This window comes from Anabaenopsis elenkinii CCIBt3563, assembly GCF_015245355.1.
Lineage (GTDB): Bacteria > Cyanobacteriota > Cyanobacteriia > Cyanobacteriales > Nostocaceae > Anabaenopsis > Anabaenopsis elenkinii.
In genome coordinates, this window is record NZ_CP063311.1 from 943158 (window position 1) to 960105 (window position 16948).

General features: G+C 41.9%; 15 protein-coding genes. 5 read left to right on the plus strand and 10 right to left on the minus strand.

Annotated elements, in window-relative coordinates; genetic code table 11:
- The first annotated feature begins 436 nt into the window (after nucleotides 1-436).
- On the plus strand, nucleotides 437-1498 hold the full coding sequence (locus IM676_RS04235; protein WP_200989063.1) for a tellurite resistance TerB family protein: 1062 nt from the start codon (nucleotides 437-439) through the stop codon (nucleotides 1496-1498).
- A 221-nt stretch (nucleotides 1499-1719) separates the two neighbouring features.
- On the opposite strand, the gene IM676_RS04240 is transcribed toward IM676_RS04235, so the two are convergent.
- Together IM676_RS04240 and glyA are read right to left on the minus strand one after the other, a co-directional pair.
- Nucleotides 1720-2973: a competence/damage-inducible protein A gene (locus IM676_RS04240; protein WP_200989064.1), complete on the minus strand. Its 1254-nt coding sequence runs from the start codon at nucleotides 2971-2973 to the stop codon at nucleotides 1720-1722.
- Nucleotides 2974-3249: 276 nt separating this feature from the next.
- Nucleotides 3250-4533 (minus strand): serine hydroxymethyltransferase, encoded by a 1284-nt coding sequence (gene glyA, locus IM676_RS04245; protein ID WP_200989065.1) that lies wholly within the window; start codon nucleotides 4531-4533, stop codon nucleotides 3250-3252.
- A gap of 226 nt (nucleotides 4534-4759) precedes the next feature.
- Here glyA and IM676_RS04250 point away from each other — a divergent pair, with 226 nt between their 5' ends.
- Together IM676_RS04250 and IM676_RS04255 are read left to right on the plus strand one after the other, a co-directional pair.
- On the plus strand, nucleotides 4760-4957 hold the full coding sequence (locus IM676_RS04250) for a hypothetical protein (RefSeq protein ID WP_200989066.1): 198 nt from the start codon (nucleotides 4760-4762) through the stop codon (nucleotides 4955-4957).
- A gap of 84 nt (nucleotides 4958-5041) precedes the next feature.
- The gene (locus tag IM676_RS04255; protein WP_200989067.1) at nucleotides 5042-5518 is read left to right on the plus strand and encodes a Tic20 family protein; all 477 of its coding nucleotides are present in this window, start codon (nucleotides 5042-5044) and stop codon (nucleotides 5516-5518) included.
- A 3-nt stretch (nucleotides 5519-5521) separates the two neighbouring features.
- On the opposite strand, the gene IM676_RS04260 is transcribed toward IM676_RS04255, so the two are convergent.
- Entirely contained in the window at nucleotides 5522-6295 is a 774-nt protein-coding gene (locus tag IM676_RS04260; RefSeq protein ID WP_200989068.1) for a fumarylacetoacetate hydrolase family protein, read from the minus strand.
- 227 nt (nucleotides 6296-6522) lie between these two features.
- On the opposite strand from IM676_RS04260, the gene rpsF reads away from it, so the two are divergent.
- Entirely contained in the window at nucleotides 6523-6858 is a 336-nt protein-coding gene (rpsF, locus tag IM676_RS04265) for a 30S ribosomal protein S6 (RefSeq protein WP_200989069.1), read from the plus strand.
- A 141-nt stretch (nucleotides 6859-6999) separates the two neighbouring features.
- Here the strand turns inward: rpsF and IM676_RS04270 are convergent, their stop codons facing one another.
- Nucleotides 7000-7347, minus strand: a complete 348-nt coding sequence (locus IM676_RS04270; RefSeq protein ID WP_200989070.1) for an STAS domain-containing protein — start codon at nucleotides 7345-7347, stop codon at nucleotides 7000-7002.
- 462 nt (nucleotides 7348-7809) lie between these two features.
- Between IM676_RS04270 and IM676_RS04275 the strand changes: the two genes are divergently transcribed.
- Nucleotides 7810-8439, plus strand: a complete 630-nt coding sequence (locus IM676_RS04275; protein ID WP_200989071.1) for a DedA family protein — start codon at nucleotides 7810-7812, stop codon at nucleotides 8437-8439.
- Between the two features lie 34 nt (nucleotides 8440-8473).
- On the opposite strand, the gene IM676_RS04280 is transcribed toward IM676_RS04275, so the two are convergent.
- The 6 genes from IM676_RS04280 to IM676_RS04305 form a co-directional block, all read right to left on the minus strand.
- Nucleotides 8474-9670 carry an argininosuccinate synthase gene (locus IM676_RS04280; protein ID WP_200989072.1) on the minus strand — a complete coding sequence of 399 codons (1197 nt, stop codon included), beginning with the start codon at nucleotides 9668-9670 and terminating at the stop codon, nucleotides 8474-8476.
- Nucleotides 9671-9727: 57 nt separating this feature from the next.
- On the minus strand, nucleotides 9728-12100 hold the full coding sequence (locus IM676_RS04285; protein WP_200989073.1) for a hypothetical protein: 2373 nt from the start codon (nucleotides 12098-12100) through the stop codon (nucleotides 9728-9730).
- A 210-nt stretch (nucleotides 12101-12310) separates the two neighbouring features.
- Nucleotides 12311-12733, minus strand: coding sequence for a hypothetical protein (locus IM676_RS04290; RefSeq protein WP_200989074.1), 423 nt, complete (start codon nucleotides 12731-12733; stop codon nucleotides 12311-12313).
- A 530-nt stretch (nucleotides 12734-13263) separates the two neighbouring features.
- A complete protein-coding gene (locus IM676_RS04295) occupies nucleotides 13264-13710 on the minus strand; it encodes a carboxypeptidase-like regulatory domain-containing protein (protein WP_200989075.1) in 447 nt (148 codons plus the stop codon).
- A 26-nt stretch (nucleotides 13711-13736) separates the two neighbouring features.
- On the minus strand, nucleotides 13737-15851 hold the full coding sequence (locus IM676_RS04300) for an alkaline phosphatase (RefSeq protein WP_200989076.1): 2115 nt from the start codon (nucleotides 15849-15851) through the stop codon (nucleotides 13737-13739).
- 90 nt (nucleotides 15852-15941) lie between these two features.
- Nucleotides 15942-16922 carry a cation diffusion facilitator family transporter gene (locus IM676_RS04305; RefSeq protein ID WP_200989077.1) on the minus strand — a complete coding sequence of 327 codons (981 nt, stop codon included), beginning with the start codon at nucleotides 16920-16922 and terminating at the stop codon, nucleotides 15942-15944.
- Nucleotides 16923-16948: the final 26 nt, after the last annotated feature.

The following is a 16948-nucleotide window of genomic DNA, read 5'->3' on the forward strand; positions in this document are numbered from 1 at the left end:
ATAAACAACTGCGCAATTCTTATGTATTGCAAGAGGGTAACATCCTGCTGATGGTATACAAATCTATTGCTAGCTAGTTGAAAACTCTAACCATAGATGAAATTAATTTCCCATCTGTTCCAGCAAAAGATGATTACTGCTATAGTCATTCAATTGTAGAGTAAATATTAAGGATAAAATATTTCAGAATCAATGTGTAAAATAGAACATTATACTACTATATATGCCGTAGTTCTTGCCATAACTGACATTTAGCATAATGTCAATCAAGAGCTTAACAAAGATGGTAGGCTTAATTGGCACTCTTTGTTACTCATAAGATATCCAGTGAACTGAAAATAGCAAATCCTTTATACAAGAGATTAGCTAAATTAATAAAGTAACCATTGTTACTTTTAATCTGTTGGTACTAGTCAAAGGAAAGGAGGTAGTAACTATGACTAAATATGACCAGGTTTTTAATTCCAAAAAGACCACCAAAGAATCATTGACTCCAGAAGAAGCCGTAGCGGCCATAGCCGTGGTGACAGAAATTGCTCAATATTCCGTAGAAGAAGCGGATGGGGAAGTTTTAGCGAGTATCCTGTGGGATTTTGAAGTTTTTGAGGAGTACTCAGAAGATGACATCACCCAAATAGTTGATAGACTCATAGGTATTGCCGCACAAGAGGGACTAGGAACCCTATTTAATGCAGCCAGTCGGCGGCTTACAGACGAACTAGTCCTAGATGGTTTTGCAGTGGCGGTAATGGTGATTATAAATGAGGACGATTTAACTATTCCCAAAGACAAACAGCCGTATCTCAAGCAATTACAGCAAGCCTTAGACCTAGAAGATGAAGAAGCCTATGAAATTATACAAGATGTAATTGCTGCCTATCAAGAAGGAGAAGAAGCACTTTACCTAGAAGAGGAAAACGATACAATTCCACAGAGAGATTATGGGGAAGATGTATATGAGTCACCCTCTGGCAATTTTTCAGTTCCTATTCCTGTTGACCCACAGCAGGGAGGTCAGGTAGAAAGTGAAGATGGGGTAGTGGGCTTTTTTGACAGTTTTGGTACGATGCTCAGAATTGATTATTACCCCATATCCTCAGAAAACCTAGAACAAGTAGAATCAATTGGACAGGAGGAATACTTACAATCAATTTTACTCAACAAGTATGTTCCCGAAGTAATTTTTACCAATCTGCCGAGGGCGGAAGTCATATATACTGAGTATTTAAAAAACGCTATTGAAGGTTCTTTCTTTGCGTTAATTGATATGCCGCAGGGGTCAACCATTATCCAAACACAAAATAACGGTAATACTCACAGACTAGACGCATACCGAGGGCTGTTAGCATTTATGCATTCTAACTATTTATATATAGTTAGCAGTCAGGAAAGTTTTGAGAAGGGTGAAAAACCCAGTAATATTAAAGAAGGAGCCGAGGAGATTAAGGAGAGTATTTTAGATTTTGTGGAAACAATAGAGTTCATCGAGACAGATTAAAACTTGTGCTATCAAAGCATAGTGGGAACGTGATAACCCCTGAGATTTATCCAGGGGATGAAACGCAAATCTAGGGGATTTATCCTGTGTGTTTCTCTTGATAGCTAGATTTTCTACAAAACGTGATATTAAGTAGGGTGTGTTATGGCTATGAAAGTATTTGAGGTTTTGATAGGCTAAAAATTAGCTGTAACGCACCATATTTAAGGGTCAGTGATCAATTAAATCTTAATTATTAATTTGCGCCGCAGCAAATCCAAAGCTGTATTAGCACTGACATGACGAATTAAAGCACGCCCCCGCATCGCCCCAAAGCGATACTCAAAACTGGTGACTTGGTCTTGAGGTCCTGCTAAACCGATGTAAACTAAACCCACGGGCTTAGTATCAGTTCCTCCGGTGGGGCCAGCAATACCAGTAATACTTAATCCCCAGGTAGTTGACAGGCGGTTTTTCACCCCCGTAGCCATTTGTTGAGCCACGGTAGCACTGACAGCGCCAAATTTATCTAAATCCTCTGGGTTAACTCCTAGTAACCGGACTTTCGCCGAATTATCATAAGCAATTACCCCACCCCAAAAGTAATCAGAACTACCGGAACTATCCGTTAACATTTGTCCGAGTCCTCCACCTGTACAGGACTCTGCCACTGATATTGTCTGAGTATTAGCACTTAATAATCTACCTATAACAGCAGCTAAAGTATCATCATCAGCACCGTAATAATCCCAGCCAGCAATGTCTTTTAGCTGTTTCTCCACAGGGGAAATTAAAGCCTCTGCAACTTCTTTTGTGGGGGCTTTGGCGGAAATGCGTAATCTGACTTCGCCTTTACCGGCGTAAGGGGCCACGGTGGGGTTAGGTAAGTTAAAATACGGGGCAACTTTTTCTGCTAGTGCTGATTCACCAATACCCCAGAACTTTAAACTGCGGCTGTAAATAATTTCTTTTCCCCAACCTTGATTTTTCAGAAAAGGTACTGCTGTTTCTGACCACATCTGATGCATTTCTGAGGGAACCCCAGGAAAGGTCAAAATAGTTACATTAGGGCGGGGTTGCCAAATAATCCCAGGCGCTGTACCACTAGGATTAGGTAAAATATCTGCACCTTGGGGAATTAATGCTTGTTTGCGGTTAGTGGGGGTCATGATCCGACCGCGTTGGGCGAATTTTTTAGTTATATCTGCGATGATTTCTGGACGTTCTATCAAAGGAACGCCAAAAAAATCGGCGATGGTTTCACAGGTGAGGTCGTCTGGTGTCGGACCTAAACCGCCGGTAAAAATCAGAATTTGCGCCCTTGATATGGCAATTTCTATGACTTGTTTTAGTCGTTCTGGGTTATCGCCGACTACTGTTTGATAGTAGTGGGGTATCCCTAGTTGGGCTAATTGTTGGGCTAGATATTGGGAGTTACTATTGAGGATGTCCCCTAAAAGTAGTTCTGTTCCAACACAAATAATTTCTGCACTCATGGAGGTTTTTTAGGTCAGTTTTAAGTTTTTATTCACGCACAAGCCCTGATCTGCTAAGTTTTGGATACCGTTTCTGTTAAGGGAAACAGGGGGTAGGGGGTAGAAAAGGAGAGAGTTTTGTACAGGTATTGCTAGAAATGTTTAGATATTTGGTTGACAGTAAACAACCCTATAAGACCTATAAGAAGTGAGGGGAATTGCTCAACTCAAGCATAAATTCCCCACACCGTCACCCAGAAAAATCCTACCTTTGGGGCTTTATCCCTCCGCCTTTGACTAAGCCATAGCTGGTACAGGAATTTGCAGATGTGGATACAAGGGGAAGCGATCGCACAATGCCGCTACTCGTTGGCGACAATCTTGTGTTACTGTTTCAGAACTGGGGGAAAGTAGCCTATCAGCGATAATATTTCCAATCTCTGTAAATTCTGCGATTCCCATCCCCCTTGTAGTCATAGCTGGGGAACCCAACCTTAAACCACTAGTAACAAATGGTGACTGTGGGTCAAAGGGAACTGTATTTTTATTAGCGGTGATATTTACCTCGCTCACCAGTTGGTCAGCTTGTTTACCCGTGAGTCCAATATTTTGTAAATCTACTAACATCAAGTGGTTATCAGTCCCATTAGACACCAGCTTTAAACCACGGCTTTGCAGTTGACTAGCCAAAGCCCGGGCATTATCAATTACTTGAGCCGAATACTGTTTAAAACCTGGCTGCAATGCTTCCCCAAAAGCCACTGCCTTACCGGCGATGACGTGTTCTAGGGGGCCGCCTTGGGTACCGGGAAATACTGACTTATCTAGCTTCTTGCCCAACTCAGCATCCCGGGTCAAAATCAAACCACCACGGGGACCGCGGAGAGTTTTATGGGTGGTGGTTGTCACCACATCACAGAAAGGAATCGGGTTTGGGTGCAGACCGGTAGCCACGAGACCGGCAATATGGGCAATATCTGCGAGCAAGTAAGCCCCTACTTCATCAGCTATGCTGCGGAACTTTTCAAAGTCAATTACACGGGGGTAAGCTGAATATCCGCAGATTATTAGCTTGGGACGCTCTGTTAGGGCTTGCTCCCGGATTTCTTCATAGTCTAGCTGTTCTGTTTTTTGGCTTACACCATAGTGGCAAACCTGGAACCACTTTCCGGATACATTTACTGGTGAACCGTGGGTAAGATGTCCCCCGTGGGATAAATCCATCCCCATTATTTTATCACCTGGTTGTAACAATGTCAGGAAGACGGCGAAATTTGCCTGAGCGCCGGAATGGGGTTGGACATTAGCATGAGCTGCGCCAAATAGCTGTTTAGCACGGTCGATGGCTATTTGTTCGATTTGATCAACAAATTCACAACCGCCGTAATAACGTTTACCTGGTAATCCTTCGGCATATTTATTAGTTAATACTGAACCCTGGGCTGCTAGTACAGCAGCTGAGGTAAAGTTTTCACTGGCAATTAACTCTAGGTGGTCTCGTTGACGCTGTAGTTCTTGGTTAATTAAATCGGCGATGGTGGAATCGGAATTAGCTAAAATTTCGGAATTGGTTCTAGTCACTTAAAATTATCCTTGGTAGAAATTTGCCCAATAGTCTATTTCTAGTTCCCTGGTACACTAGAGAACCTATTTTTACACTTTCATGGGGAAAGGGATACTTTACGTTTCCTTACATACTGTGTTTTTTTCAGTCATTATACCTACAATAAATTAAAGTTCACTGTGTTTCTAGGGCGATCGCCTGGTGACAGGTGAGCCATTGTGACGATTTTGGGATTCGGATGCGATGTTAGTCATTTTAATGGATAATCAAATCCTTGCTCCTGGGCAAGTTTGCCAATCTTGTTTACTGGCTGATGATAGCGGTCAACCCCGTTGGTATGGTGGTCAACTGCGATGTGGTCAAGCTATTCACAACCTGACAGCACAGCAGGCGCAGCAGTATGAATGTATGATGGGTTTCCGAATTGCCGAGATCAAATAATCATCAGATTTTGTCGCCAGACCACATAACTGCGCTATCCTAGGCTCAAGTAACTATTGAAATTTAGCCATAGGAGAACCCACAATGACTTGGCGCGGGTCTACAACGGTTCCTGACCGGATTTTTGCTTGTTTACCTTATTTACTCCCCCTGGTTGAAAGTCTCAGCTTTGCTGGCTTTTTGTTTAGACAGTTTCCCGTACTACAACTTCTGCTGATCCCTTTGAGTCCCATAGTAGCAATTTATCGCAGTATTCCCTTTGCTAGTCTGATTATTTTCTTGGCTTTGTTTGCCCTAGTAATCAGAAACGAAAAAATAAATCACTTCATTCGTTTTAATGCTATGCAAGCAATTCTTTTAAGCATTGTGTTGTTTTTGTGTTCCATCCTACTGCAAGTTGTGAGTTCGGTTCCTGGTGCTGGCTTTGCCACACAAACCCTGGCCAACACCATCTTTATCGGCATACTAGCAGCATTTGTATATTCTGTAGCCCAATCCTTGTTGGGGCGTTACGCAGAAATTCCCGCCATTTCCGATGCAGTGCATATGCAAGTCCGCTAAGGGTTAACGCTTGGTAACTGTGTTTTCTAGACGACCAATGCCTTCAATTTCTACCCGAATGCGATCGCCGATATGTAATTGTCCGACACCGGATGGCGTACCGGTGAGCACCACATCCCCTGGTAGTAGTGTCATCACCTGACTAATGTAGGAAACCAAGACATCAGGGGGAAACACCATCTCATCAATACAAGCAGATTGTACAGGGGTGCGATCGTCATTCAAAAAAGTCTGTAACCTCGCACCGGGATTGACTTCGCGCACAATCCAAGGGCCTAGGGGACAAAAAGTATCAAAACCTTTGGCGCGAGTCCATTGTCCATCCCGTTGTTGTAAGTCCCTAGCGGTGACATCGTTAGCGATAGTATAGCCCCAAATTTTAGTTTGGGCTTCTTCTGGAGTGCAGTTACAGGTGAGAAGGCCAATCACTACCGCTAACTCACCCTCGTAGTCTACCCGCTCAGACTGGGGAGGATACTTAATCTGTGTTTCCGTAGCAGTCATAGAAGTTGACGGCTTGAGAAATATTAATGGTTCTTTGGGGACTATAGATCCCATTTCTTGAGCATGGTCACGATAATTCTTACCTACCGCCACTACTTTTGAGGGCGCACAGGGGCTGAGAATTTGGTAATTTTCCGGTTCTAGAATTAAATCTGTGGGCTGTCCTTCCAACCAGGGTGGAGCATCTAGCACCTGCACACTCAGGGATAGTTGTAGCAATCCATAGTAAATCTTCCCTTCTAGATTTTGAACTCGCACGTAGCGCTGCGCCATAACCTTGATGAATATCCTTTTGTTTGCAATTACAAGCTGCTTTGGATTTTAGAGCCAATCTAAAATCTAAAATCTAACAATTGGCGCATTTGGCTAATAATTTTGATAAAAAACTGATAAAATTATAATTCCTTGTTGCTTAGATGTTGATAATTATCAGTATCATAATTGATATATATGTATAAAATCACATCAGCAGCCCTTTGTCCATAAGGTGACTAAAAATCATGTCTATAGTTTACGAAACCATCTATATTCTCCGTCCAGACCTAGGAGATGAACAGGTAGAGCAAGCAATTGCTAAATACCAAAACTTGTTGACCGAACAAGGTGCTGAAAACATCGAAATTCAAAACCGTGGTAAACGTCGCCTAGCTTATGAAATTAAAAAGCATCGGGATGGCATCTATGTTCAAATGAACTACACAGGCCCTGGAAATGCCATCGCTGTTATGGAACGTGCTATGCGTTTGAGTGAAGAAGTAATTCGTTACTTGACCATTAAGCAGGAACTACCAAAAGAAACAGCACCAGCAGAAGACACAGAGGCGGTTGCTGTCTAAGAAGATGTCTGATTCACCTGCTTAAAGATGCTACCCTGAAAACGACAATAATATCCGAATTAAATTCGGATATTGTCAACTGTACACTTGACTTGACTTGACTAACTGTCAGAAACCCCAGCCCTAAAGGGCAGTGAGTAATCAAGCCACAATTAGATTTTCATCATTAGTGTGAGTGAAAATATCCTCATAAGTATCGAAAATTTCAAACACTGAGTCAAGCTGGGTTAGCTCCAAAATTAATCTCACCGGAGCTTGGACATTGCACAACACTAGACGACAATTATGTTCACGCGCAGAATTTAGTCCATTGATGAGGGGGACTAGTCCTGAACTGTCCATGAAATCTACTTCTGACATATCAAGAACCCAGAGTTGATGCTGCCGGGGTACTACTTCCAGCACCTGTTTGCTAAAAGCCGTTCCACCTTGCAAGTCTATACTACTTTGGGGCTTAAATACAACTACCTGATCTTGTGAGATAATCATGAATTTAACAAATTAGTTGGAACAAGTGACAGAACAGAAATTTACCATCAATACTGATTAGATTTTAACGACAAAACCACTGTTTTATCTTTAAAATTAGGCACTTACTGTAGTGTTGATGATTAATATCAGTTACTTCAGTATTTATGCCGTATAATTTATTATTAATTCTATAACTATACGCATGATCCTTTGTTAATTTCAGTATCAATGGTATCTTTTTCCATATGTTTATATCTTACCATACCATTGATAAATATTTAATAAAAAATCCTCAATAGGATTGCATAAAATACATATTTATGGTATCCAATTGACCTAACACTGCCAACAGACAGCGGAAATTTCTTGAACGGGCGGGAATCTAGAAATTGCAATTATGGCAGCAGCTTGATTGACACCCCAGCCATAGAAGCGCCAAGATATATGAAAGGTAAAAAATTGTAAAGGCGGCGGTGCGGGATGTCTCTTGAACTGATTTCACTAGAAAACATCCAGGAATTTGCTCACCAGTATGGTTACTGGGCAATTTTTTGGGGAATTTTGCTAGAAAATTTGGGCATTCCTCTTCCTGGTGAAACCGTAACCCTGGTGGGCGGATTTCTAGCTGGTAGTGAAGAACTAAACTATTGGTTAGTTCTGAGTGATGCTGTTACAGGTGCAGTCATTGGCGGTGCTTGCGGGTATTGGATTGGTAAATTAGGTGGCTGGCCGTTTCTAGTAAAAATAGGTAAACTTTTTCGGATTTCCGATGAACGTTTATTGAATATAAAAGATCAATTTAGTCAAAATGCTACTAAAGCTGTATTTTTTGGGCGTTTTTTCGCACTTTTGCGAATTTTTGCCGCACCATTGGCGGGTATAGCCGAAATGCCTTTCGGAAAATTCTTTTTGTATAACTTAGCAGGAGCCACCGCCTGGGCTAGTGTCATGGTAACCTTGGCTTTCTTTGCAGGTAGAGTTGTCTCCCTAGAACAACTAGTTGCTTGGGTGAGTCAATTTGCGATCGCAGCCTTATTAATCCTTGTTACCTTGATTGTCATACCCATCTGGATAGAATCCCGCCAGGTCAAAGGTGCGGCCGGTGAGTGAGTAGGTAAAAAGGGGACTACAGTCCCCATACTCCCTAAGATTGAGAAGCCCAAATGCGAGTGGGTAAGCCCCAAACGTAAATAAACCCTTCAGCTGCTTTGTGGTCGAACTGGTCTTCAGAACCATAGGTCGCTAAATCTGGGCTATAGAGTGAATTGTCACTCCAACGCCCGACAATGGTGGCGCTACCTTTAAACAGTTTGACTCGCACAGTTCCCATAACTCGTTCTTGTGTCTTGTGAATAAAAGCATCTAGTGCGCCTTTGAGGGGGCTGTACCACAGACCGTTATAAACAATTTGGGTGTAAGTCTCTTCAATACCTCGCTTGTACTGGGTAACATCTGCTGTCAGAGTCAGACTTTCTAAATCCCGGTGTGCTTGGATCAACACTAGCATCGCCGGTGATTCGTAGATTTCCCGGGACTTAATCCCCACTAAGCGGTTTTCAATCATATCTATCCGGCCAATACCGTGATTTCCTACTACCTGATTGAGTTGTTGAATTAACTCCACTGGGTTTTTAGGTGTACCGTTGAGGCTGGTGGGAATACCCCTTGTAAAACCAATTTCAATATACTCCGGTTCGTTAGGCGTGTCAGCGATCGCCTTAGTCATTTCATAAATTTCAGCTGGTGGTTCCGCCGCTGGATCTTCAAGCACCCCAGCCTCAATACTACGACCAAGTAAATTTTTATCAATACTGTACGGAGAAGACTTTTTCACCGGCGAAGGGATACCAAATTGCTCACCATAAGCAATAGTTTGCTCACGACTCATCCCCCATTCTCTAGCTGGTGCGAGGATCTTCAATTTCGGGTCAAGTGCAGCACAAGACACATCAAAGCGAACTTGATCATTACCCTTACCGGTGCAACCATGAGCAATAGCATCAGCACCATACTGATGAGCAGTTTCCACTAATATTTTGGCAATTAACGGACGAGCCAGAGCAGTCCCCAAAGGATAGCGATTTTCGTAGAGAGCGTTGGCTTGAATCGCTGCAAAAGCATAATCTTTAACAAAACTCTCCTTCACATCAGCCACTAAAGACTCACTAGCACCGGATTTGAGCGCTTTTTCTCGGATTGGCTCTAATTCATCTCCCTGACCTAAATCTGCAGCGAGGGTAATCACCTCCTCCACACCCCACTCATTTTTCAGGTAGGGAATACAAACAGAGGTATCTACCCCCCCAGAATATGCCAAAATAACCTTTTTAGCGCGACCCATTGGTTTCTCCAGTTAGAAAAACAAAGAATGAGTCATCATTATAAGGTATGTAGCCTGTTAAAAATTACCTCTGAGAAACACAGTAAATACATTCTCGTTAATTTTCAATTCCTGACTATTCTGATCTGTGCCAAAGTCGTACTCATTATTACTCCAGGATAGGTTAAATGTGGGACTACTCTGATTGTTACCCATTCTCCATCGAGCCGCAGCACCATAAACCGAACGAGCCACATTTTCATTTATAGGATTATAATAGGCGGAAAATGACAAATTGGGGCTAAATTGAATACCTGCACTTGTCACCAGAGTATTTTTAATTGCATCCGGTAAAACATCCCCAAAATAGTTAGTTAAACCGAACCAAACATTACCTAAATTAGCCCTAGCTCTCACGTTAATGGAATTTACAAAGTCATTGGGTCGAGCTTCTCTGTCAAAAGCATAATTAACCCCCGTGGAGATGACTAAATTACTATTCCGATTCCAGGGGATAACTTTATCAATACTACCTGTAACTTGACTATAATTATCAACATCTGGATTAACATAACCAATTATGGCTCCAGAAAAACGCCATCTGTCGGCAGTATTTTTCGTATAATCTAGACCGCTGTAAACTTGAATTTGTTCTGCGCCGATCACACCTGTATAATATCTCAAAACATCCTGAGTACCTGTAATATTACCTGTAAAACTCAAATGTGGTGCATATATTGTTTCTTGTTTATATTTGCTAGATGTGACATTATTCGCCTCTTGATTAAAAACAGTCACATAAACTTGAGCATAAAAATTTGGTACGTTTATGGGGGAAAAATTTTGATTATTAATATTAGCTCTAAAATCTATATTAGACTCAGATCCCCCTTCTGAACCCCGAGAGGATAATATTTTCAGGTTACCAACATCTTCAAACCGAGTACTAACACGAGAACTACGTTGGATAGTGGGTGACGCACCTACCCAAATACCATTAAAACTAGCAGCAGGTACTTGTGATAAACTTGTCAATCCTGGGGGAATACTCTCGGCTCTAGCAATACCCCCATGATAAGCAGTTAAACTATTAGCAGGAATTCTCACGTTATTAGCAGCTAAAAACAAATTTCTGTTAACAGTTCTCCTTCCAGAAGGTTTGTGATGATTATCCCCAGGTGAAGCTAAATTGTTTTTCCCACTTGAGTTAAATCTGGTTTCTGAACTAGCTAGGTTGGGTACAATATCAGGTAACACAGTATATCCCAATTGCAAAGCTGTATTCAAGAAAGTATTGTCATCATTTAAAATGAAGCTAAAGCCTCTGACAGTCCTACCCATGACAGCTTCCCTGTCATTGACTTTGACAATCTGCCTGACTCTAGAATAACTGGCAACTGGAGCATTTTCAACTTCTTCTTTTCTGATGATTGATATTTGGTCACCATTGCTATTACCAACGAATGCACCGGTGTTTGGTATTAACAAATCGATACCAATTTGTTGACCATTCTCTACACCTGATTGAAATTGCGGTTTTCTGATTTCTTCTGCTGTTGTTGTGGCTACTATATCCCCCAGTGTTGCAGTTTGGGAAATTCTAAATGGTAGTAGAGTATCAGAGTTAATATTCCCAGATTGTAAAGCCGGAATATATGTACATATTTGCTCCGGGTTAGTCCCAGGAAAGATACATGAACCTGTCATACTTAATTGCAGGTTTGTACCCAACACAGTTTGTGGTTGTTTAAAGCTAACAGTAACTTCTCTAGTTTGTCTGGTGGTTTGCAGTTGTAAATATTCTCCTATTTGGTCTACAGTCAAGATATTATTTGTTGTTAAGTTTTCCTTGACTGTTCCGTTGAGCTTGACAATTCCATTTATATTAAAAATATTATTGGGGGTATTATTAAAGTTGTAACCTAAATTTAATTGTCTCTCAGTTAAGTGATCAATAAATAGACCATTGATCTGCATCGTGGTTGTGCGGGGGTGGATTTTTCCCTGATCAGCAATCCTCGGAGGAATGATATATTCTTGATTATCCCCTGGGGGTAGTTTTTCTGTTCCTGATTTTCCCTTACTTTCTAATTCATCAACTCTTGTATTCCTCATAGGTGTACAAGAAAGAATTATAGAATTACTTGTGGCTAATTCCCTGACTGCTGTAAATTCTCCTTGTTCACCATGACTCGAAGGACAAAGGGGAAACTCAGAATTAGTTTTTACTAAATCGGTTACCTTTAGCTGGTTGATAACACCAGAGTCCGATATTGATTCCCCATGATTGAATATTGTCCTTTGTAACTCAAAACTTGGAAAAAGTTCTAATTGGTTTCTGCTTGTTTTTGTAGGTGTCTCAGCAACTGCTACTTCAGCTGAGAATATCATTGCTGAACTCAAAAAAAAACTAATTGTCAACTTTAAGTTTTTGTAGTGCGGAATCGGCATAAATATTTTTTCCCAGTCCTGAAATAATCCTCAAGTCTGGTTTAAAGATTTTCATAGGGATTTATGGTTTGCATTTTTCTTCTCACATAAAAAAAGTTAGGGCTGAAAGAATTGGATGACGGTATCAATTTAACTGCCCCTATTGATAATCTTAAATTCTTGACACCCTAACCATTTTTTTTCAATAAAAGCGCCACCATCCCAGATTACTTAAAATCCAGTTTCTATGGTTCCAATGGGGAGTTCTGTAAAGGTAGCAATGCTGTTAGATTGGGCGGTTCCTAAAGCAGAATCAACACCACCTGTCATAGTAACATTGTTGTAAAATTCGCTTTCAGACTGACCACCTTCACTGAAGGAATAATTACCGGTATCGCTGATGATTGTAATTACACCAGCGCTTCCTAAAGCAGTTGCGGAAATGACACCAAAGTTAGAGGTGGCTAAAGCAGCAGCATCATTTTTACCAATCGCTCCAGCAGCAGTCATTTCAACTACTAAACCATTTTCATCAAGTGTAGCTGCTACAGCTCCAGCAGCAGCGCCTTCTCCAGCAGAGGCGATAGAACCAAAGCCAAATACACTAGCGGAAACTGCAACTAAGGCGATCGCTACTTGTTTGTGGAATTTCATCAACTTGCACTCCTCTTATTTCAACTTTGATCCACTTGTGATGTATGCACATTAACGTCTGTAGTTTGCTAATTTTCACTATTAGTTACTTTTAGTACCACAGGGTTAGCTCACAAAATTTGTTCAATTTTGTGTACGACTACCATCATTACTATTTAGTATCTAAATAAAAAAAAGGTTATAATTTAGCGTAATTAAGGTTAAATATAAGTTAAATTCTACGATGAGTTACGTAAAAAAATCCTGACTAAAGTAAGTAATACTTAATGATAATTCATGCTGATTTATGCAATTAATAATCTTTAATTAATCATTTATTAAACTTTATTTATCCAATACAGCAGATTTGAGATGATTTAGAAAAGGGGACAGGATAAGACCCCACAAGAGTCTTACCATTGATATTTGTATCTTGTGTGTTAGTCCAGTCGCTGATAACCATAGGGTGGCAGTTAGTTAACCAAATAAAATAGGGGTGTATTATGACTAATACACCCTAATATGTCAACTTATAAATTAGCGATCAGGAGTTAGTAATCAATTTCCTTGAGGTTATGGGCCTCATCCATAGCTACATCTAGGAAAGTACCAGTATTACCATGTACCTCAGTTCTAAAAATGTAGTCCTTCTTAGACTCATAAGGTAACTGTACCTTGAGAATATATTCAGCATCTGGTAAATTCTTAAACCAGAAATTACCTTGTTCATCAGTGCGAGTAGTTTGGGGAGGTAGGGTATTGATGGTAACTTTAGCGTTGTGTACCAAGTCTTTACCTGGTATACCATTCCACAGATGTGTATCCGCGAGTTTACCGTAAATGACGCTATCCCCTTGGGGTGCGTTCCACAAACCCATAGCAGGTGGCTGAATAGCGATCGCCGCCATTGCAGTTACCATCACCAACAAACCACCCAGAAATCGTCGCACTTGCTTGGCTCGCAATTTCCCAACTTGATTCCGCAAGAGTTTCAACATATTTGATACCTGACAATTTAGTGAAATTAACGAAGTGGACGCACAGGGCGCACAGGACGCACAGGACGCACAGGACGAATTGAGCGAATGGGGGGAGTGGGTCTCACATCGCTTAACAACTGAGCTAAGTCATTGCGATCGCGAACACCAGAAATAGCCGCCCCCATGCGCTGGAAGACCTCGATATTATCGATCACACCGTTAAATAATCTACTACCAGGTCCTTCTGAGGCGATCGCCACATCATCAGCAGTGTGGTTAGCAACCGTAGTTATGCGTTGCAAGTCAGCAGTAAGCAGTAATCCATCGGGGTCACGCAGAGGATTGACTTGAGTACCATCTCCCCCGGTAGCTGGATTGCGGTTGAGGTCATCGGTCAAAAAGTCAGTGCGGAACACCGGACGAGCAGAAACACCAATAGCTAACTTGCTGCTGGGAGTCGCATCATCAGGGAAACCGTTGCGATCAGCATCCACATAGTTAGTAAAACCAGCATTACCAAAGGAACGCATAGCATCTCTGAGGTCTACTCTACCTTCGCGGATAGCAACGCTATCCACAGTACCAGCAACGGTTTGACCTTGGGCGTGGTCAGAAGTTACCACTAACAGAGTATTACCTGAGCGTCTAGCATATTCCCTACCGCGACCTACAGCTTCATCCAGGGCCAAAACTTCGTATAATGTGCGGTCAGTATCCAGAGGATGGGCTAATTTGTCAACTTGAGAAGATTCTACAAGCAAAATCCAGCCTTCGGGATGCAGTTGATCCAAAACGGCAATCGCCTTTTGGTGCATTTGTGCCAGAGTAGGTATACTAGCAAATTCTGGGGGGATAGGGGGATCAAGTTGACTAGCACCCCGTCCTTCAATTGTCGCCCGACCTCTAGCAATTAACAGGTCTAGTTCCGAAGGAATATTAGAAGCTCCCAAAGCCGAACCCTGACGGAAATCTCCCAAAAATAGGCCTAAAATAGGTCGATTGTTGGGGGCGCTATTTAACTGGTTAACATCTTTGACAATGCTGTAACCTAAATTTGTAGCCACTTCCGTTAGGTCTTTGCCATCCTGGCGGAATGCAGTATCTTTAAATTCAGCAATCCGTGATTGGGGTACATAGTTCCGTGCGCCTGGTCCTAAAATCACATCCACAGGTTGGGCTAGTTCCTTCCAACCCTGGTAGCCAGTCGCAGGTAGTGAGTATCCCTCGTCACTAAAGAAGTCTAAATAAGTCTGAGCGATCGCCGGGTTTTGAGCGCGAGCGATAATATTAGTACCAAATGCTCCCGGTGTAGCGTCGGTGGTGAACGCAGTGGTAACTAACCCAATTCCCCAGTTGTATTTCCGCTTCATGTACTGAGGTAGAGTTTCCGCACGGGGATTGTCAAAGGGATTCCCGGGGGTATTATCCGGGAAAGCGTTCATCGCATTATTGACGGTTTTAGTCCCAGAAGCCCAAGCTGCCGCAGTATTGGCAGAGTCAGGGATAATACTATTTAAAGAATGGGTAGATACTAAACCTAATTCTGGCATCTGCTCAATTTGCAAATAACCACCAGGTTGACCATCCTTAACTCCATATTCCATGATCCGGGCTGCAGTGCGCAGAGGAACCCCCATACCATCACCGACGTAGAAGATAATTCGGTTGAGGTTTCCGCTGGTTTGGAAGCGCTGCACCTTGTAGGTGTTACGGGCGAAAACATCTCTACCATCAATATTGACCGTAGCCTCTACCTCGTAAACGCCGGGGGTATCAAAGGAGTAGTTCCGCAGTGTTTGACCAAACAGTTTAGAGTCTGATGGCTTACCGATTTCCAGTTCGCCCCCTGGTAATTGTAGCTGTTGGTTAATACCTTCTCTAAAGGAATTGGTAAAGTCTACCCCATTGATTCTAATAGAGGTTAAAGTCGGTTCCTGCTGAGTTTCCGCTGGGAAGATACTTTCTACCCGCAAATCAAAACGCTGGTCTACTAACATAGTGGAGTTGTTAGTAGGCCAAATCCTCACCTGTTCAGCCCCTAGGGATTGGGAATGAGCCGGTACTATGGTAAATGACCAGTAGAATATCATTAATAGCATTGCTACCAATGCTGTTTGCCATCGAGTCCAAACAGACCCGAATCCTGAGACATCTTTCATTTTAGTTCCTATTGTGGACGAATAAATTGGTGATGGTTATGCTGAGAATCCTGGCTATAAGCATCATCTGTAAAGGTAAATTTAATGGGGTTAACCAGATTTTTTGGCGGCTAACATTAAAGATAAGTCTTGATTAAATAAGGGATGTAAACGGACTTTACCTGGTTTTTGGGGACTAGCTAACTGCAAGGTTATATCTGTAATTTGAAAATTGTCCTGGAGGTGAGTATGTAATTTCTCAAGTAGGCGATCGCGTTCTATATGGGTCGCACATTCCACCGTCAAATTGGCACAAAGCATGACTTTTCTGCTGCTAATTGTCCAAATATGTAGCCTCTCTATTTCCACAATTCCTGGGAAACATTCAATGAACTTTTTCACCTCCACCGGGTCAATAGATTTAGGTGCATATTCCAGAAAAATCTTTAAACTTTCTTGGATTAAAGGCAATGCACTCACACCGGTAAAAGTTGCCACCACTAAACTAATAGCCACATCAGCCCACCACCAATCCCACAGATGGATAACCACAGCCGCAGCAATCACACCCACAGAACTAGCAGTATCAGCCATGATATGTAGTAAAGCCCCTTTCAGGTTTAAGTCATTGTGAGTATGGGGATGTAAAAAGCTAATATTAATTAGATTGACAATTAAACCGACAATGGCAATTGCCAACATCGGTAAACCTAAAATATTCCCTGGATTTTGCCATCTTTGAACAGCTTCCCAAGTAATAAAGGAGGCAATAGCCAACAAACTCAAACCATTTAACAACGCCGCTAAAACTTCAATACGTTGATATCCAAAAGTTGCTTTCCCCCTGGCTGGTTGCTGGGCTAGGTAACTAGCAAATAGTGATATTCCCAGGGCGGTGACATCAGAAAACATATGTCCAGCATCTGCCTGTAAAGATAAACTTTGACTCCACAGCCCCACAGTCCACTCAGCCACAAAGAAGAAACCCAGCAAGGCTGCTGTTACCAGGAGAACTTTAGTTTTTTGCTCACCTATTGGCACTGTTTGAGAATTATCATTACAGCCACATCTACACCATTCAAGTGAAAGCATTATCCCAACCCAACTAATAGCGCAAC